This window comes from Enterobacter sichuanensis, from assembly GCF_002939185.1.
In the GTDB taxonomy this organism is placed as follows: domain Bacteria; phylum Pseudomonadota; class Gammaproteobacteria; order Enterobacterales; family Enterobacteriaceae; genus Enterobacter; species Enterobacter sichuanensis.
This window is the reverse complement of sequence record NZ_POVL01000019.1, coordinates 57,361-75,711: the sequence shown is the minus strand read 5'-3', so window position 1 is coordinate 75,711 and position 18,351 is coordinate 57,361. Positions and strand designations below refer to the sequence as shown.

Annotated in this window: 18 protein-coding genes; 12 read left to right on the top strand and 6 right to left on the bottom strand. The window is 52.4% G+C overall.

The annotated features are described in order from the left end of the window. Positions 1 to 259: 259 nt before the first annotated feature. The gene (tdk, locus tag C5687_RS10830; protein ID WP_025756552.1) at positions 260 to 874 is read left to right on the top strand and encodes a thymidine kinase; all 615 of its coding nucleotides are present in this window, start codon (positions 260 to 262) and stop codon (positions 872 to 874) included. Between the two features lie 65 nt (positions 875 to 939). Here the strand turns inward: tdk and adhE are convergent, their stop codons facing one another. Beyond that, complete coding sequence (gene adhE / locus C5687_RS10825) at positions 940 to 3,618, bottom strand: bifunctional acetaldehyde-CoA/alcohol dehydrogenase (RefSeq protein ID WP_104556928.1); 2,679 nt, start codon at positions 3,616 to 3,618, stop codon at positions 940 to 942. A 477-nt stretch (positions 3,619 to 4,095) separates the two neighbouring features. On the opposite strand from adhE, the gene C5687_RS10820 reads away from it, so the two are divergent. From C5687_RS10820 to C5687_RS10790, 7 genes are all read left to right on the top strand, one after another. Continuing rightward, complete coding sequence (locus C5687_RS10820; protein WP_008502784.1) at positions 4,096 to 4,743, top strand: YchE family NAAT transporter; 648 nt, start codon at positions 4,096 to 4,098, stop codon at positions 4,741 to 4,743. Positions 4,744 to 5,513: 770 nt separating this feature from the next. Continuing rightward, positions 5,514 to 7,145: an oligopeptide ABC transporter substrate-binding protein OppA gene (oppA, locus tag C5687_RS10815; RefSeq protein WP_008502785.1), complete on the top strand. Its 1,632-nt coding sequence runs from the start codon at positions 5,514 to 5,516 to the stop codon at positions 7,143 to 7,145. A gap of 84 nt (positions 7,146 to 7,229) precedes the next feature. Next, positions 7,230 to 8,150: an oligopeptide ABC transporter permease OppB gene (gene oppB, locus C5687_RS10810; RefSeq protein ID WP_008502786.1), complete on the top strand. Its 921-nt coding sequence runs from the start codon at positions 7,230 to 7,232 to the stop codon at positions 8,148 to 8,150. Positions 8,151 to 8,164: 14 nt separating this feature from the next. Next, complete coding sequence (gene oppC, locus C5687_RS10805; RefSeq protein WP_025756556.1) at positions 8,165 to 9,073, top strand: oligopeptide ABC transporter permease OppC; 909 nt, start codon at positions 8,165 to 8,167, stop codon at positions 9,071 to 9,073. A gap of 11 nt (positions 9,074 to 9,084) precedes the next feature. After that, the gene (gene oppD, locus C5687_RS10800; RefSeq protein WP_025756557.1) at positions 9,085 to 10,098 is read left to right on the top strand and encodes an ABC transporter ATP-binding protein; all 1,014 of its coding nucleotides are present in this window, start codon (positions 9,085 to 9,087) and stop codon (positions 10,096 to 10,098) included. Then, a complete protein-coding gene (oppF, locus tag C5687_RS10795) occupies positions 10,095 to 11,099 on the top strand; it encodes a murein tripeptide/oligopeptide ABC transporter ATP-binding protein OppF (protein ID WP_025756558.1) in 1,005 nt (334 codons plus the stop codon). The genes oppD and oppF overlap by 4 nt, the downstream gene beginning before the upstream one ends. 14 nt (positions 11,100 to 11,113) lie before the next feature. Further along, positions 11,114 to 11,983: an ion transporter gene (locus C5687_RS10790; RefSeq protein WP_047958837.1), complete on the top strand. Its 870-nt coding sequence runs from the start codon at positions 11,114 to 11,116 to the stop codon at positions 11,981 to 11,983. Between the two features lie 30 nt (positions 11,984 to 12,013). Here the strand turns inward: C5687_RS10790 and C5687_RS10785 are convergent, their stop codons facing one another. Both C5687_RS10785 and cls read right to left on the bottom strand, forming a co-directional pair. Beyond that, entirely contained in the window at positions 12,014 to 12,343 is a 330-nt protein-coding gene (locus C5687_RS10785; protein ID WP_025756560.1) for an HI1450 family dsDNA-mimic protein, read from the bottom strand. Positions 12,344 to 12,376: 33 nt separating this feature from the next. Beyond that, entirely contained in the window at positions 12,377 to 13,837 is a 1,461-nt protein-coding gene (gene cls, locus C5687_RS10780) for a cardiolipin synthase (RefSeq protein ID WP_025756561.1), read from the bottom strand. Between the two features lie 158 nt (positions 13,838 to 13,995). On the opposite strand from cls, the gene C5687_RS24585 reads away from it, so the two are divergent. The 3 genes from C5687_RS24585 to C5687_RS10770 all read left to right on the top strand — a co-directional run bounded on the left by C5687_RS24585 (position 13,996) and on the right by C5687_RS10770 (position 15,959). After that, on the top strand, positions 13,996 to 14,169 hold the full coding sequence (locus C5687_RS24585; protein ID WP_088244222.1) for a YciY family protein: 174 nt from the start codon (positions 13,996 to 13,998) through the stop codon (positions 14,167 to 14,169). Positions 14,170 to 14,276: 107 nt separating this feature from the next. Next, positions 14,277 to 14,912, top strand: a complete 636-nt coding sequence (gene leuE / locus C5687_RS10775; RefSeq protein ID WP_025756562.1) for a leucine efflux protein LeuE — start codon at positions 14,277 to 14,279, stop codon at positions 14,910 to 14,912. Between the two features lie 93 nt (positions 14,913 to 15,005). Continuing rightward, positions 15,006 to 15,959, top strand: coding sequence for a bifunctional helix-turn-helix transcriptional regulator/GNAT family N-acetyltransferase (locus C5687_RS10770; protein WP_104556927.1), 954 nt, complete (start codon positions 15,006 to 15,008; stop codon positions 15,957 to 15,959). A gap of 41 nt (positions 15,960 to 16,000) precedes the next feature. Here the strand turns inward: C5687_RS10770 and C5687_RS10765 are convergent, their stop codons facing one another. Then, positions 16,001 to 16,297, bottom strand: a complete 297-nt coding sequence (locus C5687_RS10765; protein ID WP_025756564.1) for a YciI family protein — start codon at positions 16,295 to 16,297, stop codon at positions 16,001 to 16,003. A gap of 220 nt (positions 16,298 to 16,517) precedes the next feature. On the opposite strand from C5687_RS10765, the gene tonB reads away from it, so the two are divergent. Further along, a complete protein-coding gene (gene tonB / locus C5687_RS10760) occupies positions 16,518 to 17,240 on the top strand; it encodes a TonB system transport protein TonB (RefSeq protein ID WP_104556926.1) in 723 nt (240 codons plus the stop codon). 38 nt (positions 17,241 to 17,278) lie between these two features. Here the strand turns inward: tonB and yciA are convergent, their stop codons facing one another. After that, complete coding sequence (yciA, locus tag C5687_RS10755) at positions 17,279 to 17,674, bottom strand: acyl-CoA thioester hydrolase YciA (RefSeq protein WP_008502796.1); 396 nt, start codon at positions 17,672 to 17,674, stop codon at positions 17,279 to 17,281. Positions 17,675 to 17,793: 119 nt separating this feature from the next. Further along, positions 17,794 to 18,318, bottom strand: coding sequence for a septation protein A (locus tag C5687_RS10750; RefSeq protein WP_104556925.1), 525 nt, complete (start codon positions 18,316 to 18,318; stop codon positions 17,794 to 17,796). Between the last annotated feature and the right edge of the window lie 33 nt (positions 18,319 to 18,351).

Below are 18,351 nucleotides of genomic sequence, written 5' to 3'. Positions count from 1 at the left end.
CTGGAATAGTTAATAAATAGTGAATTTTAATGAACGATGATTCCACTATAAAAAGAAGTGTTATGTTTGGTTGAACTTATAACATATCAGCCGTGCTGAATGGGTTTACCTCCTGTTTTAACGCACTATTTTCGTCAACCGTCGTTCCTGAAAACCGCCCTCGACCGCAGGGGCTGTGCGCCGCATCGCGGATGACCAGACAAAATATGGTACAATCAATCATCGGGAATATTACACATTGATTAGGGTTTTACGGCCAATGGCACAACTTTATTTCTACTATTCGGCAATGAATGCCGGGAAATCCACCGCGTTGCTGCAATCCTCATACAATTACCAGGAACGAGGAATGCGTACCGTTGTTTATACGGCGGAAATTGACGACCGCTTTGGTGCAGGGAAAGTAAGCTCCAGAATAGGGCTCTCGTCGCCTGCGAGACTGTTTAACCCCAAAACGGACCTGTATGAGGACATTCGCACAGCTCATGCCGCGCAGCCCATTCACTGCGTTCTGGTAGATGAGAGTCAGTTTCTGACGCGTGAACAGGTTCATGCGCTTTCAGAGGTGGTGGATGAACTCGATATTCCCGTGCTTTGTTACGGGCTGCGTACGGATTTCCGCGGTGAACTCTTTGCCGGGAGCCAGTATTTGCTCGCCTGGTCGGATAAACTCGTTGAACTGAAGACTATCTGTTTTTGCGGTCGTAAAGCCAGCATGGTGCTTCGTCTCGACCAGGCCGGGAAACCTTATGCAGATGGTGAGCAGGTGGTGATAGGCGGGAATGAACGTTATGTATCGGTCTGCCGTAAGCACTATAAGGAAGCGCTGGCCGTAGGCTCGCTGACGGCGATTCAGCACGATAACAGAAAATAACGTCGGCCTTATCATTCAGACATAAAAAAACCCGCCATAAAGGCGGGTTTTTCATCAGCAGTCAATTAAGCGCTTTTCTTCGCTTTCTTGTCAGCTTTAATGACAGGCGCTTGTGTTTTCACAGCGGCAACGTCACCTTCTTTGAACTCACGACCGTAGTAGGTATCCAGCAGGATCTGTTTCAGCTCGGAGATCAGTGGGTAGCGTGGGTTAGCACCGGTACACTGGTCATCGAATGCATCTTCAGACAGCTTATCTACGTGAGCGAGGAAGTCAGCTTCCTGCACGCCCGCTTCACGGATTGATTTAGGAATACCCAGTTCAGCTTTCAGGCTTTCCAGCCATGCCAGCAGTTTCTCGATCTTAGCAGCAGTACGGTCGCCCGGTGCGCTCAGACCCAGGTGGTCTGCGATTTCAGCATAACGACGACGAGCTTGCGGACGGTCGTACTGGCTGAAAGCAGTCTGCTTGGTTGGGTTGTCGTTCGCGTTATAACGGATAACGTTGCTGATCAACAGGGCGTTCGCCAGGCCGTGAGGAATATGGAACTGTGAGCCCAGTTTGTGCGCCATTGAGTGGCAAACACCCAGGAAGGCGTTAGCAAACGCGATACCGGCGATGGTTGCGGCACTGTGGACACGTTCACGAGCAACCGGGTTTTTAGAGCCTTCGTTGTAAGACGCTGGCAGGTTTTCTTTCAGCAGTTTAAGTGCCTGCAGAGCCTGACCGTCAGAGAACTCAGATGCCAGTACTGAAACATAAGCTTCCAGGGCGTGAGTCACGGCATCCAGACCACCGAACGCACACAGTGACTTCGGCATATCCATGACCAGGTTCGCATCAACGATAGCCATATCTGGCGTCAGCGCGTAGTCGGCCAGTGGGTATTTCTGACCGGTTGCATCGTCGGTAACAACCGCAAATGGGGTGACTTCTGAACCGGTACCGGAAGTGGTCGTTACCGCGATCATCTTCGCTTTCACGCCCATTTTCGGGAACTTGTAGATACGTTTACGGATGTCCATAAAGCGCAGCGCCAGTTCTTCGAAGTGGGTTTCAGGATGCTCGTACATCACCCACATGATTTTCGCGGCGTCCATTGGGGAACCACCACCCAGTGCGATAATCACATCAGGCTTGAAGGAGTTAGCCAGTTCAGCACCTTTACGTACTACGCTCAGGGTTGGGTCAGCTTCAACTTCAAAGAACACTTCAGTTTCAACGCCAGCTGCTTTCAGCACAGAGGTGATCTGGTCAGCGTAGCCGTTGTTGAACAGGAAACGGTCAGTCACGATGAGCGCACGTTTGTGGCCATCAGTAATCACTTCATCCAGCGCGATTGGCAGAGAGCCACGGCGGAAGTAGATAGATTTCGGAAGTTTGTGCCACAACATGTTTTCAGCTCGCTTAGCAACGGTTTTCTTGTTGATCAGGTGTTTTGGACCAACGTTTTCAGAGATGGAGTTACCACCCCAGGAACCACAACCCAGAGTCAGGGAAGGTGCGAGTTTGAAGTTGTAAAGGTCACCGATACCACCCTGAGAAGCAGGGGTGTTGATCAGGATACGCGCCGTTTTCATCATCTGGCCGAAGTGAGCCACACGTTCTGGCTGGTTATCCTGGTCGGTGTACAGGCAAGAGGTATGACCGATACCGCCCATAGCAACCAGTTTCTCGGCTTTCTCTACCGCGTCTTCGAAATCTTTCGCACGGTACATGGCAAGCGTAGGAGACAGTTTTTCGTGTGCAAACGGCTCGCTTTCGTCGACAACTTTCACTTCACCGATCAGGATTTTGGTGGTTGCCGGCACAGTAAAGCCTGCCAGTTCAGCGATTTTATACGCTGGCTGACCGACGATAGCGGCGTTCAGCGCGCCATTTTTCAGGATGATGTCCTGAACCGCTTTCAGCTCTTTACCCTGCAGCAGGTAGCCGCCGTGGCTGGCGAAACGTTCGCGAACGGCGTCGTACACGGAGTCTACAACGACCACAGACTGTTCAGATGCGCAGATCACGCCGTTATCGAAGGTTTTAGACATCAGTACAGACGCAACAGCACGTTTGATATCAGCGGTTTCGTCGATGACTACAGGCGTGTTACCTGCGCCCACACCGATAGCCGGTTTACCGGAGCTGTATGCTGCTTTAACCATGCCTGGACCACCGGTCGCGAGGATCAGGTTAATGTCAGGGTGATGCATCAGCGCGTTGGACAGCTCAACAGAAGGTTGGTCGATCCAGCCAATCAGATCTTTTGGTGCGCCCGCAGCGATAGCAGCCTGCAGAACGATATCCGCAGCTTTGTTGGTCGCGTCTTTCGCACGTGGGTGTGGAGAGAAGATGATTGCGTTACGAGTCTTCAGGCTGATCAGCGATTTGAAGATGGCAGTAGAGGTTGGGTTGGTTGTCGGAACAATACCGCAAATAATGCCGATAGGTTCGGCGATAGTGATAGTACCGAAGGTGTCGTCTTCGGACAGCACGCCACAGGTTTTCTCATCTTTATAGGCGTTGTAGATATACTCAGAAGCGAAGTGGTTTTTGATCACTTTATCTTCAACGATACCCATGCCGGATTCGGCAACGGCCATTTTAGCGAGAGGGATTCGAGCATCTGCAGCAGCCAGTGCGGCCGCGCGGAAGATTTTATCAACCTGTTCTTGGGTGAAATTGGCATATTCACGCTGGGCTTTTTTAACGCGCTCGACGAGGGCGTTCAGTTCAGCGATATTAGTAACAGCCATAATGCTCTCCTGATAATGTTTAAACTCTTTTAGTAAACCAGCGCTCGATACGTCACACAGTATAGACAGAGCCGAAACCACTTGCGTAACTTAAAATAAAACAAAGAGTTACTTTCTGCACCAGCACACTAATTTACTAAAAGAGCCTTACCTTAGCATCATCCTTTTTGGCAGGTGATCTCCCTGGGGGCGTAACCAAGATTACTCACTTCTGAGTACGGAAATCATGATCTGCGTCAATTTTCCCCCAAGCTGATACCTTTCAGCAGGGTTATTTTGTTGAGATTTTTCCAGTGTTAAATAATTACGTAAGTATTGGAAGCAGCGCTATCATTGATTATACAAATGTTTAACATCCTGAAATGATAACGTTTTGGTACAGATTTCAAGTGAAGTATGCTGATAAAAAAGGTATCTTCAGCGCGATTTCTCATGACAATTTGTCAGTCCCGGGCATCTGTATAAGCGGAGCAAAACGTGATCCAAACGCTCTTTGATTTTCCAACGTATTTTAAATTTTTTATTGGTTTGTTTGCCCTGGTCAACCCGGTGGGGATCATTCCTGTCTTCATTAGTATGACGAGTTACCAGACGGCGGCGGCCAGGAATAAAACCAACCTGACCGCTAACCTGTCAGTGGCGATCATATTGCTGACCTCCCTTTTTCTCGGGGACACGATTCTTCAGCTGTTCGGGATTTCGATTGATTCTTTCCGCATAGCGGGTGGGATCCTGGTGGTGACCATCGCCATGTCTATGATCAGCGGAAAGCTGGGCGAGGATAAACAGAACAAACAGGAGAAGTCGGAAACCGCTATCAGAGAGAGCATTGGCGTGGTACCGCTGGCATTACCGCTGATGGCCGGTCCTGGTGCCATCAGTTCAACCATTGTCTGGGGCACGCGTTACCATAGCCTGATGCACCTGATTGGCTTTTCTGTCGCCATTGCCATTTTCGCGCTCTGCTGCTGGGGAGTATTCCGCATGGCCCCCTGGCTGGTACGCCTGCTGGGGCAGACGGGCATCAACGTCATTACCCGTATCATGGGCCTGTTGTTGATGGCGTTAGGCATTGAATTCATCGTTACGGGGATTAAAAGCATTTTCCCCGGCCTGTTACACTAATATTTCGTATGAAAGAACGGGGCGACGGCTCCGTTTTTTTACGTGATTATCAGCAAATCATATAACTAAAGTTGAAAAGCTCACATGTCATAATAAATTCTACTAATAATGTTCACTTCTTGTATTTCAATAAGTTATTAAACCCGCCTGACTTCCTCTGTGCAGAAAACCTACGATCGCTCTGTTATTTTACTCACATGATACTCTGGGGCTTGCTGAGTGATAACCGAAATGATATTAGTAATTTCAACATTCCCTTAGAGGAATGTGCTAAATAATAACCAGTTGTTAAATTTTTGTACAAAACCACTCGTTGAGAGCGCAACGACGCGCTTGCAGAGAAAATTTTCTCTATCACATTGAATATCTGATGTTTTTAAGGGTATTCAATGTCTGGCAGGGCTGCCCACAAAGATACGGTGTTCACCGTAAAAGAGAATTGCTTAACAAATTTGCAAAATGTATTGGCGCGCGTTTACGCCATTTGATACTTTCCGGCCTAATATTTTGCAGCATAAAACAACCAGATGAGAATTATTTTCATATCGTTCTCTTCTCAGATATCCAACGCGGGTCTCAAACAGGGGAGGCCTGTAAAGAATCGACGCAAGACGGCCATACGAGCGGTCAGTAATAAAAAAGTCGGTGATAGCAAGCAGTAAAAGAAGAACCTGACAGCAGCAAAAAAAACTCCTGCGCTGTACAGGCCCCAACAGGGGATTACACAGCTGGCGAATGCCAGTAATTATAATGAGTGGAGTACCAACACAATGTCCATCATCACAAAAAAAAATCTGGTAGCGGCGGGGATTTTAACTGCGCTAATCGCGGGCAACGCTGCAATGGCTGCGGACGTTCCTGCAGGTGTTCAACTGGCTGAGAAGCAGACGCTGGTGCGTAACAACGGTGCGGAAGTTCAGTCTCTTGACCCGCACAAAATTGAAGGTGTTCCTGAGTCTAACGTTAACCGCGACCTGTTCGAAGGTCTGCTGGTCACCGACGTAGACGGCCACCCGGCTCCGGGCGTGGCAGAAAAATGGGAAAACAAAGATTTTAAAGTCTGGACCTTCCATCTGCGTAAAGATGCGAAATGGTCTGACGGTACGCCGGTAACGGCGGAAGATTTCGTTTATAGCTGGCAGCGTCTGGCGAATCCAACGACCGCCTCTCCGTATGCGAGCTACCTGCAATATGGCCACATCGCCAATATTGATGACATCATCGCGGGCAAAAAACCGATAACCGATCTGGGCGTAAAAGCGATTGATGCCAATACTTTTGAAGTGACGTTGAGCGAACCTGTTCCGTACTTCTATAAGCTGCTGGTTCACCCGTCCGTCTCCCCGGTACCAAAATCCGCTGTGGAAAAATTTGGTGAAAAATGGACCCAGCCTGCCAATATCGTGACCAATGGTGCGTATAAACTGAAAGACTGGGTGGTCAACGAACGTATGGTCCTGGAGCGTAACCCGCAGTACTGGGACAACGCCAAAACCGTGATTAACCAGGTCACCTACCTGCCAATCTCTTCTGAAGTGACTGACGTAAACCGCTACCGCAGCGGCGAAATCGACATGACCTATAACAACATGCCGATTGAACTGTTCCAGAAACTGAAAAAAGAGATCCCGAAAGAAGTTCACGTCGATCCATACCTGTGCACCTATTACTATGAGATCAACAACCAGAAAGCACCGTTCACCGACGTACGTGTCCGTACTGCGCTGAAGCTGGCACTGGATCGCGACATCATCGTGAACAAAGTGAAAAACCAGGGCGATCTGCCAGCATACAGCTACACCCCGCCATACACTGATGGCGCGAAACTGACCGAGCCAGACTGGTTCAAACAGACGCAGGAACAGCGTAACGCGGAAGCGAAGAAACTGCTGGCCGAAGCTGGCTACACCGCGGATAAACCGTTGACCTTCAGCCTGCTGTACAACACCTCCGATCTGCACAAAAAACTGGCTATCGCTGTCGCCTCGATCTGGAAAAAGAACCTGGGCGCAAACGTGAAGCTGGAGAACCAGGAGTGGAAAACCTTCCTCGACAGCCGTCATCAGGGCACCTTTGATGTGGCGCGTGCAGGCTGGTGTGCGGACTATAACGAGCCGACCTCTTTCCTGAACACCATGCTGAGCGACAGCTCAAACAACACCGCGCACTATAAGAGCCCGGCGTTTGACAAGCTGATTGCCGACACGCTGAAAACCACTGACGAAGCACAGCGTACTGAACTGTACTCTAAAGCTGAGCAGCAGCTGGATAAAGATTCCGCGATCGTTCCGGTTTACTACTACGTTAACGCCCGTCTGGTGAAACCGTGGGTAGGTGGCTACACCGGTAAAGACCCGATGGATAATATCTACGTTAAAAACTTGTATATTATCAAGCATTAATGGCAATGAGTGGGGCGAGCTTGCTCGCCCCACGGTGTCTAACCAACGTCACATTATATAGGCACACGCCAGAAGGTACGGGCAATGTTGAAATTTATCCTACGTCGCTGTCTTGAAGCGATTCCAACGTTATTTATTCTCATCACGATTTCCTTCTTCATGATGCGTCTTGCGCCGGGCAGTCCTTTTACCGGTGAACGTACGCTGCCGCCAGAAGTGATGGCGAATATCGAAGCGAAATACCACTTAAACGATCCTATCTCCACCCAGTACTTCAATTATCTGAAGCAGCTGGCTCACGGTGATTTTGGACCGTCATTTAAATATAAAGACTATTCCGTTAACGACCTGGTGGCGTCCAGCTTCCCGGTTTCAGCTAAGCTGGGTGCGGCCGCATTCATTCTGGCTATCGTTTTCGGGGTCACCGCCGGCGTTATCGCCGCGCTCAGACAAAATACCAAATGGGATTATGCCGTAATGGGGGTAGCAATGACCGGGGTAGTAATACCCAGCTTCGTTGTAGCGCCATTACTGGTGATGATATTTGCCATCACGCTGAAGTGGCTGCCGGGCGGCGGCTGGAACGGCGGGGCATTAAAGTTCATGATTTTGCCAATGGTGGCCCTATCTCTGGCGTATATCGCCAGCATCGCGCGTATCACCCGTGGTTCGATGATCGAAGTGCTGCACTCAAACTTCATTCGCACCGCGCGCGCTAAAGGGCTGCCGATGCGCCGGATTATTTTCCGCCACGCGCTTAAACCGGCGCTGTTGCCAGTGCTCTCCTACATGGGACCGGCTTTTGTCGGGATCATCACCGGTTCAATGGTTATCGAAACGATCTACGGTCTGCCGGGGATTGGCCAGCTGTTCGTTAACGGCGCGCTCAACCGCGACTACTCGCTGGTGCTGAGCCTGACTATCCTCGTCGGTGCGCTGACCATCCTCTTTAACGCTATCGTCGATGTGCTGTACGCCGTCATCGATCCGAAAATCCGTTACTAACACTGGAGCACGCCATGATGTTGAGTAAGAAAAACAGCGAGGCGCTGGAAAACTTCAGTGAAAAACTGGAAGTAGAAGGTCGTAGCCTCTGGCAGGATGCGCGCCGTCGTTTTATGCACAACCGTGCTGCGGTTGCCAGCTTGATTGTTCTGGTGATCATCGCCCTGTTTGTGACCCTGGCGCCGATGCTGTCGCAATTTACCTATTTCGACACCGACTGGGGAATGATGTCCAGCGCGCCGGATATGGAATCTGGCCACTATTTTGGCACGGACTCTTCCGGTCGTGACCTGCTGGTACGCGTCGCCATCGGTGGCCGTATCTCGCTGATGGTGGGTATTGCGGCGGCGCTAGTGGCGGTGATCGTGGGGACGCTCTACGGCTCACTTTCCGGCTACCTTGGCGGCAAAGTGGACTCAGTAATGATGCGTCTGCTGGAAATTCTGAACTCCTTCCCGTTTATGTTCTTCGTGATCCTGCTGGTGACCTTCTTCGGCCAGAATATCCTGTTGATCTTCGTGGCCATCGGGATGGTGTCATGGCTGGATATGGCGCGAATTGTTCGCGGCCAGACGCTGAGCCTTAAACGCAAAGAGTTTATCGAAGCCGCGCAGGTGGGTGGCGTATCGACCGGAAATATCGTGGTTCGCCATATCGTTCCTAACGTGCTGGGTGTGGTGGTGGTCTATGCCTCACTGCTGGTGCCAAGCATGATCCTGTTTGAATCCTTCCTGAGCTTCCTCGGTCTGGGTACGCAAGAGCCGCTGAGCAGCTGGGGTGCGCTGCTGAGTGACGGGGCAAACTCAATGGAAGTTTCACCGTGGCTGCTGTTGTATCCGGCTGGCTTCCTGGTCGTTACCCTGTTTTGTTTTAACTTTATCGGCGATGGCCTGCGTGATGCCCTCGACCCGAAAGACCGTTAAGGAGCGCCGTGATGACAATAATTGAAACGGCAACAGCGCCACAGGCGCAACAGCGCAGCGACCTTCTGCTGGATGTAAAAGATCTCCGGGTCACCTTTAAGACGCCGGACGGGGATGTGACCGCCGTAAACGATCTCAACTTCAACCTGCGTGCCGGTGAAACGCTGGGCATCGTGGGCGAATCGGGCTCCGGGAAATCGCAAACGGCCTTCGCGCTGATGGGACTACTGGCGGCTAACGGGGTGATTGGCGGTTCCGCCAGGTTCAACGGCCGTGAGATCCTCAACCTGCCAGAGCATGAGCTGAACAAGCTGCGTGCTGAGCAGATTTCGATGATTTTCCAGGATCCGATGACCTCGCTTAACCCGTACATGCGCGTGGGTGAGCAGCTGATGGAAGTGCTGATGCTGCACAAAGGCCTGAGCAAAGCCGAAGCCTTTGAAGAGTCCGTTAAAATGCTCGATGCGGTAAAAATGCCGGAAGCGCGTAAGCGTATGCGCATGTTCCCGCATGAGTTTTCTGGCGGTATGCGCCAGCGCGTGATGATTGCGATGGCGCTGCTGTGTCGGCCAAAACTGCTGATTGCTGATGAACCAACCACTGCGCTGGACGTGACCGTACAGGCGCAAATCATGACCCTGTTAAACGAGCTGAAGCGTGAGTTCAACACGGCGATTATCATGATCACCCACGATCTGGGGGTAGTGGCGGGCATCTGTGACAAGGTGCTAGTGATGTATGCCGGTCGTACCATGGAATATGGCAAAGCGCGCGATGTCTTCTATCACCCCGCGCATCCGTACTCGATTGGCCTGTTGAATGCGGTTCCGCGCCTCGATGCGGAAGGGGAATCCCTGCTGACCATTCCGGGCAACCCGCCGAACCTGCTGCGTCTGCCGAAAGGCTGTCCGTTCCAGCCGCGTTGTCCGCACGCGATGGAGATCTGCAACAGCGCGCCGCCGCTGGAAGAGTTTGCACCAGGCCGTCTGCGCGCCTGCTTTAAGCCGCAGGAGGAGCTGGTATGAACGCATTAGATGAAAAACGCAACGTGCTGCTCGAAATCGCCGATCTTAAAGTGCATTTCGACATCAAAGATGGCAAACAGTGGTTCTGGCAGCCGCCTAAAACCCTGAAAGCGGTGGATGGTGTTACGCTTCGTCTGTATGAAGGGGAAACCCTGGGCGTGGTGGGCGAGTCTGGCTGCGGCAAATCGACCTTCGCGCGTGCCATTATCGGTCTGGTGAAAGCGACCGGCGGTAAAGTGGCGTGGCTGGGCAAAGATCTGCTGGGCATGAAACCCGACGAGTGGCGCGACGTGCGCAGCGATATCCAGATGATTTTCCAGGATCCGCTGGCGTCATTAAACCCGCGTATGACCATCGGTGAAATCATTGCCGAGCCGCTGCGCACCTATCACCCGAAGATGCCGCGCCAGGAAGTCCGCGATCGTGTTAAAGCGATGATGATGAAGGTGGGGCTGTTACCCAACCTCATCAACCGTTATCCGCACGAGTTCTCCGGCGGTCAGTGCCAGCGTATTGGTATTGCGCGTGCGCTGATCCTCGAGCCGAAGCTGATCATCTGCGATGAGCCGGTTTCCGCGCTGGACGTGTCCATTCAGGCGCAGGTTGTAAACCTGCTGCAGAAACTGCAGCGCGAGATGGGGCTGTCGCTGATCTTCATTGCGCACGACCTGGCCGTGGTGAAACATATCTCTGACCGCGTGTTGGTGATGTATCTGGGTCATGCCGTGGAGCTGGGCACCTACGATGAGGTGTACCATAATCCGCTGCACCCCTACACCAAAGCGCTGATGTCGGCAGTGCCGATCCCCGATCCCGATCTGGAAAAGAATAAAACCATTCAGCTTCTGGAAGGGGAATTACCTTCACCGATCAACCCACCATCGGGCTGCGTGTTCCGTACGCGGTGCCCAATGGCCGGGCCGGAATGCGCCAAAACGCGACCGGTTCTGGAAGGCAGTTTCCGACATGCGGTTTCCTGCCTGAAAGTAGACCCGTTATAATCGCAAGGGCTGACATGATGTCAGCCCTTATTTTTTGCGAGGTCACTGTGTCGCGTATATTCACGTCAGCCCGTCGGCGGCTCTATCATTTATTATTCGATCCTGAAACGCTGTCCGGACGACGCGTCGAAGGGCTCTGCGGATTATTTGCGCTCCTCAGCGTGATTGTCATCTTTATAGAGTCCGGTGCCGGAACGCAATATCACCTGACGTTTGACGAATGGCATATCTTTGTCTGGCTTGAACTGATAATAACCCTGGTCTTTACCGCGGAATATCTTCTCAGAGTGATTGCCTGGCCCAACCCGGCCCGATATGTTTTCAGCTTTTGGGGATTTATCGATTTAGCCACAATTCTGCCTCTCTATGTGATGTGGCTGTGGCCGGAAATCAGCCTGAGCTATGTCTTTGCCTGGCGAGCGATGCGCGTTATTCGGGTATTACGCATCCTGAAATTACTGCGTTTTATGCCGTCTCTGCACATATTCTGGAGCGCGATCGTCAGCGCCCGCCATCAGCTTATTCTCTTCTACTCGTTTATTGCCATCGTCATGATTGTTTTCGGTGCGCTGATGTACCTGATAGAAGGACCTAAATATGGTTTCACGACGCTCAACGCCTCTGTCTACTGGGCAATTGTTACCGTCACGACGGTGGGGTATGGGGATATCACACCGCATACGCCGCTGGGACGTATTGTCGCATCGGTACTGATACTGATTGGATATTCGGTGATTGCCATTCCAACAGGGCTGATTACCACGCACATGAGCAGTGCCTTTCAGACCCGCAAGCAACAGCGTAAATGCCCGCGCTGCCACCAGGCGGAACATGAGCTTAACGCCCGGTTCTGCAACCGGTGCGGAAATGAATTAGCGGATTAAATAAAAAAGCTGCAATCGCAGCCTTTTTTATTATTCGCGCCAGAGAATATGGCACAGCTTGTGGTTTTTTTCGCGACACAGCAGGACACGGGCGAAGATATCGTTAATTTCGCCGCCGTCTTCATCGGCCAGTCCAATCACCACTTCAGCAAAGAAGTCCGGATTGAGGTCGAAATCCACATGCTCGGCCCAGTCTTCAGCAGGATCGAACAACTCGGCGCCGCCGCGCTCTTCGAACTGCAGATTAAAGAGGATCACGTCCGCGGGATCGAGATTATCAACCGCCAGTTCGAGAAAAATGTCATAGGCCTGCTCGAGCGTTTCGTCTTCGGTCAGGCGATTGTTCAGATCCATTTCCATGATGACTACCTGTTTAACATCGTTGGGCACGTTTTACAGCAACGGACTAAAGAAGTAAAACAGTCGTTCGGCAATTCTCTGCCACAGCGGACGTTTTACCCACAGTCTGGCATCCAGCAGGCGGGAGCGGGAGATATAATCATCCTGCACCGCCGCAAGATCGCCGCCAAAGCCGGCATCATCAATCACCAGCGTGATTTCAAAGTTTAGCCACAGGCTGCGCATATCCAGGTTCACCGTTCCCACCAGGCTCAGTTCGCCGTCCACCAGCACGCTCTTGGTATGCAGCAGCCCGCCCTCAAACTGGTATATTTTTACCCCTGCAGCCAGCAGTTCGCTAAAGAAGGCGCGGCTGGCCCAGCCCACCAGAAGCGAGTCATTTTTGCGCGGCAAAATGATGCTCACATCCACACCGCGCTGCGCTGCGGTACAGATCGCGTGCAGGAGATCGTCGCTGGGGACAAAGTAGGGCGTGGTCATGATCAGGTATTCACGCGCGGAGTACGTAGCCGTCAGCAGCGCCTGATGGATCAAATCTTCCGGGAAGCCCGGGCCAGAGGCAATGGTATGAATGGTGTGACCGCTGGCCTCTTCGAACGGCATTATATTGCCGTCGGGCGGCGGCGGCAGGATACGCTTACCGGTCTCGATCTCCCAGTCACAGGAGTAGACGATGCCCATCGAGGTGGCAATTGGCCCCTCCATGCGCGCCATCAAATCCACCCACTGGCCCACGCCCGAGTCCTGTTTGAAGAAACGGGGGTCAACCATGTTCATGCTGCCGGTATAGGCAATATAGTTATCGATCATGACCATCTTGCGGTGCTGGCGGAGATCCATCCGGCGCAGAAACACACGCAGCAGATTGACCTTCAGCGCCTCAACCACCTCGATACCGGCATTACGCATCATGCCTGCCCAGGGGCTACGGAAGAAGGCCACGCTGCCCGCGGAGTCGAGCATCAGGCGGCAATGAATACCGCGTCGCGCGGCGGCCATTAGCGATTCTGCCACCTGGTCGGCCATGCCGCCGGGTTGCCAGATATAAAACACCATCTCAATATTGTGCCGGGCCAGTTGGATATCGCGGATCAGCGCCTGCATGACATCATCGGAGGAGGTAAGCAACTGGAGCTGGTTGCCTTTTACGCCGCCAATTCCCTGACGGCGCTCGCACAGCTTAAACAGCGAGGAGGCTACGCTGCTGTTCTCCTCGGCAAAGATGTGTTTGCAGGCTTTAAGGTCGTGGAGCCACTTCGCGGTCGAAGGCCACATGGCGCGGGCCCGCTCGGCGCGGCGTTTCCCCAGATGAAGCTCACCGAAAGAGAGATAGGCAATAATTCCTACCAGCGGCAGGATGTAGATTATCAGAAGCCAGGCCATGGCAGAGGGTACGGCTCTGCGCTTCATCAGGATGCGTAATGTCACACCCGCGATTAACAGCCAGTATCCCAGAATGACCAGCCAACTCACCACGGTGTAGAAGGTTGTCATGAGTAAAAAAATCCTTTTGAAAGCGTATTGTTATGAGTGTACGCATCAGGAATCATCTGGCAAATAAAAACGCCAGCTAAAAGCGCTGGTTTGCTGTGGGGTTGGGTTTATAATGGCCTTTCTTTTAGAGAAAAAGTGTTAGAGAAAGAGTTGTAGACATGAAGCGCAGTAGAACAGAAGTAGGGCGCTGGCGCATGTTGCGACAGGTGAGTCGTCGCAAGGCTCGTTGGCTGGAAGCACAATCCCGCCGCAATATGCGTATTCACGCCATCAGGAAATGTGGAATGACCCGGCACCGCAACGCGTTGTTGTTCGCCGTCCAGGATTTCTGAGAACCATGAGGGCACCGTAATGGTGCCCACTGTTTTTATAGCGTCTTTTTTTTGGAATAGCGTATTTGCAGCGCTGTTCCTGTTGGGTGTAGCAAAAGGAGGGAGAAGTGTTTGCGGAGTTTGGTGTACTGAATTTCTGGACGTACGTGGTCGGCGCATTTTTTATCGTGCTGGTGCCAGGGCCCAATACCTTGTTTGTACTGAAAACCGGGATTGGTCACGGCGTGAAAAAAGGCTATCTTGCCGCGACAGGGGTATTTATCGGTGATGCGGTACTGATGTTTCTGGCCTGGGCGGGCGTTGCTGCTTTAATTCAGACTACCCCGGTGCTGTTTAATATCGTGCGTTATCTCGGTGCGTTTTATCTGCTGTGGCTGGGCGGCAAAATGCTCTGGTCGGTGGTGAACCGTCAGAACAACGCTCACGAGAGCGGCCCCGAGCCTGCCAGTATGATCATGAAGCGCGCGCTGGTATTAAGCCTGACGAATCCCAAAGCGATTCTGTTCTACGTCTCGTTCTTCGTTCAGTTCATTGACGTGAATGCGAAAAACACCGGAACCTCTTTCCTGATCCTCGCGACCACGCTTGAGTTGATTAGCTTTATCTATATGAGCTTCCTGATCTTCTCCGGCGCGTTTGTTACGCGCTATCTGAAAACCAAAAAGAAACTGGCAAAGCTGGGCAATGGCCTGATCGGGCTGCTGTTTGTCGGGTTTGCGGCGAGGTTAGCGTCGCTGCATTGATTGAATATAAGGCTCCTGCGGGAGCCTTTTTAATGTCATTGACAACCCCTCATCATTTAGTTGTATAGTACAACTAAATGATGAGGGCATACTATGCACAGCGAAACCCCCGTAGTCAGCGTTATCCGTCGTTCCTCGCGTCTGATGGTGAGAGAGTTGGGCTTTATGGCTTCCACCCTGGCCTCAACCCCTTATTCGCCCTCGGCCGTTCACACGCTCGTCGAAATCGCCTTGCGCAAAGAGATGACCGCAGGTCAACTGGTGCAACTGCTGGGGCTGGAAAAATCCAGCGTTAGCCGGATGCTGGCTCGCCTGATTGCCGCGGGTGAACTTGAAGAGGTGGTGTCCACTGACGATGCCAGATCAAAATGCCTCAGGCTGACGGCGAAAGGCCATGACACGGTCCATAAAATTAATACTTTCAGCAACGCGCGCGTCGTATCAGCGATAAAATCCCTGCAGCCCGCTCAGCAGGAAACCATCTCCCGGGGATTGTCCCTGTACGCCGACGCGCTGCTGGCGTGTCGGGAGAAGGGTGTTGCTATGCCCCCTGATGAGCTTAAGATCGTGCAGGGCTACCTTCCCGGCATGATTGGCCGCATCGCAGAGATGCACGGATGCTATTACGCGCGCGAGCATCATTTCGGCCGCTTCTTTGAGGCCAAAGTGGCCTCCGGTCTGGCAGAGTTTAGTGGCCGGCTGGATAAACCCTGTAACCAGGTCTGGCTGGCGGTGATGAACGACAGGATTGTCGGGTCAGTGGCAATCGATGGTGAGGATTTAGAACAGGGCGAAGCCCACCTGCGCTGGTTTATTATCGACGACGGCTGCCGGGGCCATGGCGCTGGAAAAAAATTACTCACCGAAGCGATGCGTTTTTGCGACGACGTCGGGTTTTCAGCCGTACATCTCTGGACATTCAATGAGCTGACCACAGCCCGGCGCCTGTATGAATCGTTTGGTTTTTCGCTGGTTAAAGAGTGGGAAGGCGACCAGTGGGGCAGCCTCATAACGGAGCAGCAGTTTACTCGACGACGGGACGCGTAGCCGCCATGATAAAAAAGGCTCCTTTCGGAGCCGATTTCGTCTCAGAACACTTTCTTATACGGGCGAACCGTCACTTTCGCATACACACCCGCGGCAACGTACGGGTCTGCATCAGCCCAGGCCTGAGCGGCTTCCTGGGATTCAAACTCAGCAATGACCGTGGAACCCGAAAAACCGGCGGCGCCCGGGTCGTTGCTGTCTACCGCAGGCATGGGGCCCGCGGTCAGTAAGCGGCCCTCATCCTGGAGCAACTGCAAACGTGCCAGATGAGCAGGGCGTACAGACTGACGTTTATCGAGGGAATCAGCAACATCTTCAGAGTAAATCACGTAAAACACGGCGAAGCTCCTTAACCGGTAAAAGTGTCAGTTACGTTATGTGAAAGGGCATACGACTGCAATGTAAAATAAAAACAATGTTAATGCCCTGATCTGAATGCGCCTTTTTTGGCCTCTCATGCGCTAAAGTTGCGCCAGGACAAAGTGTCTTATTGAATATGATTGCTATTTGCATTTAAAATCAGGGTTCGGTTTTTTAACGTTGATGACTATGACTTCGATGACCCTTGATTTACCTCGCCGCTTTCCCTGGCCGACGCTGCTTTCTGTCGTGATTCACGGTGCTGTTGTGGCGGGTTTGCTCTATACCTCGGTTCATCAGGTTATTGAAATGCCCGCGCCCGCGCAGCCGATCTCGGTGACGATGGTATCGCCTGCGGATCTCGAACCCCCGCAGGTTGCACCGCCGCCGCCACAGCCGGTTGCTGAACCGGAGCCAGAAGCCGAGCCTGTTCCGGAGCCACCGAAAGAAGCGCCGGTGGTGATCCACAAACCTGAACCAAAACCGAAACCTAAGCCGAAGCCCAAACCGGTGAAGAAGGTCGAGGAGCGTCCGAAACGCGAAGAGCGTCCGGTTGAACCACGCGCAACCCAGCCGGTAGAAAATGCAGCCCCTTCACGTCCGGTGATGAACAATACGGCAACGACCACCAAACCAACGGTCGCCGCGCCAGCGGGCCCGCGAGCCGTGAGCCGCAGTCAACCGCAGTATCCGCCTCGCGCTCGTATGTTGCGTATTGAAGGCCGCGTGCGGGTAAAATTTGACGTCACGGCGGAGGGGCGCGTTGATAACGTGGAGATCCTGTCAGCGCAGCCTTCGAATATGTTTGAGCGCGACGTGAAAGCGGCAATGCGCAAATGGCGTTATGAGCCAGGCAAACCGGGTAGCGGGTTGGTCATTAATATTGTTTTCCGCCTGAACGGCGGGGCGCAGATGGAATAAAAAAAGCCTCCGTAAGGAGGCTTTTTTTTGCCGGTGGTTCAGGCCTGCGGGAGCTGGCGAGGTTTACCTTCGCTGTCGACAGCCACATAAATAAACAGCGCTTCTGTTGCTTTATAACGCTGTCCAATCGGCTCAGAAGAGACTTTCTTCACCCAGACTTCGATGTTAATGGAAATAGAGGTATTGCCGCGTTTAACGCAGCGCGCGTAGCAGCACACCACATCACCCACCGCCACCGGGCGCAGGAAGGTCATGCCGTCCACTCTCACGGTTACCACACGCCCGTGGGCGATCTCTTTTGCCAGAATTGCGCCGCCCATATCCATCTGCGACATCAGCCAGCCGCCAAAAATATCGCCATTGGCATTGGTGTCAGCGGGCATTGCCAGTGTGCGTAAAACCAGTTCGCCCTGAGGGGCGTTAGTTGTTGTCATTGTTTTAACTCGTAACGGAAGACTTCAGGCGGGATGCTACTATGATTTCACAGCGGTGAGAATAGACCAGAACGCCTGTTGCAGACGTTCTGGTCAGTCATTAATCAGTGCTTGTCGTCCTAGGGCATATGGCGATAGATATATACGCCGCTTAGCAGCGTAAAGATAAGCGTCAGCGCGGTCAGGCCGAAGACCTTAAAGTTGACCCAGATATTCTGCGGCAGCCAGAAAGCGATATAGATATTGGCGAGACCGCAGAGAATAAAGAACACCGCCCAGGCAATATTCAGACGCGACCAGACCTCCTGAGGCAGCGTCAGCTCTTTGCCCAGCATGCGCTGGATCAGCGGCTTTTTCATTACCCACTGGCTGATTAACAGTGCACCCGCAAACAGCGCGTAAATCACGGTCACTTTCCACTTAATAAATTCATCATTGTGGAAGAACAGCGTAAGCCCGCCGAATACGGCGACCAGAACAAACGTGACCAGCGCCATTTTTTCGACTTTACGATAGCGAACCCAGCTGTAAATCAGAACAACAGCGGTCGCAACGATCAGCGCAGTAGTCGCGGCATAAATGTCGTACAGCTTATAAAAAGCAAAAAAGACCACGAGCGGTAAAAAATCAAGAAACTGCTTCATTCTGTGATTCCATTTTCTGAGCGGGGCGGGAGG

Coding starts and splice junctions, on each gene's coding strand:
- C5687_RS10785 (WP_025756560.1), bottom strand. CDS start 12,343: ATGGAAATGGATCTGAACAATCGCCTGACCGAAGACGAAACGCTCGAG.
- tonB (WP_104556926.1), top strand. CDS start 16,518: ATGACCCTTGATTTACCTCGCCGCTTTCCCTGGCCGACGCTGCTTTCT.
- oppF (WP_025756558.1), top strand. CDS start 10,095: ATGAACGCATTAGATGAAAAACGCAACGTGCTGCTCGAAATCGCCGAT.
- yciA (WP_008502796.1), bottom strand. CDS start 17,674: ATGACAACAACTAACGCCCCTCAGGGCGAACTGGTTTTACGCACACTG.
- C5687_RS24585 (WP_088244222.1), top strand. CDS start 13,996: ATGAAGCGCAGTAGAACAGAAGTAGGGCGCTGGCGCATGTTGCGACAG.
- C5687_RS10790 (WP_047958837.1), top strand. CDS start 11,114: ATGATGTCAGCCCTTATTTTTTGCGAGGTCACTGTGTCGCGTATATTC.
- oppD (WP_025756557.1), top strand. CDS start 9,085: ATGACAATAATTGAAACGGCAACAGCGCCACAGGCGCAACAGCGCAGC.
- oppB (WP_008502786.1), top strand. CDS start 7,230: ATGTTGAAATTTATCCTACGTCGCTGTCTTGAAGCGATTCCAACGTTA.
- C5687_RS10750 (WP_104556925.1), bottom strand. CDS start 18,318: ATGAAGCAGTTTCTTGATTTTTTACCGCTCGTGGTCTTTTTTGCTTTT.
- tdk (WP_025756552.1), top strand. CDS start 260: ATGGCACAACTTTATTTCTACTATTCGGCAATGAATGCCGGGAAATCC.
- oppC (WP_025756556.1), top strand. CDS start 8,165: ATGATGTTGAGTAAGAAAAACAGCGAGGCGCTGGAAAACTTCAGTGAA.
- cls (WP_025756561.1), bottom strand. CDS start 13,837: ATGACAACCTTCTACACCGTGGTGAGTTGGCTGGTCATTCTGGGATAC.
- adhE (WP_104556928.1), bottom strand. CDS start 3,618: ATGGCTGTTACTAATATCGCTGAACTGAACGCCCTCGTCGAGCGCGTT.
- oppA (WP_008502785.1), top strand. CDS start 5,514: ATGTCCATCATCACAAAAAAAAATCTGGTAGCGGCGGGGATTTTAACT.
- C5687_RS10770 (WP_104556927.1), top strand. CDS start 15,006: ATGCACAGCGAAACCCCCGTAGTCAGCGTTATCCGTCGTTCCTCGCGT.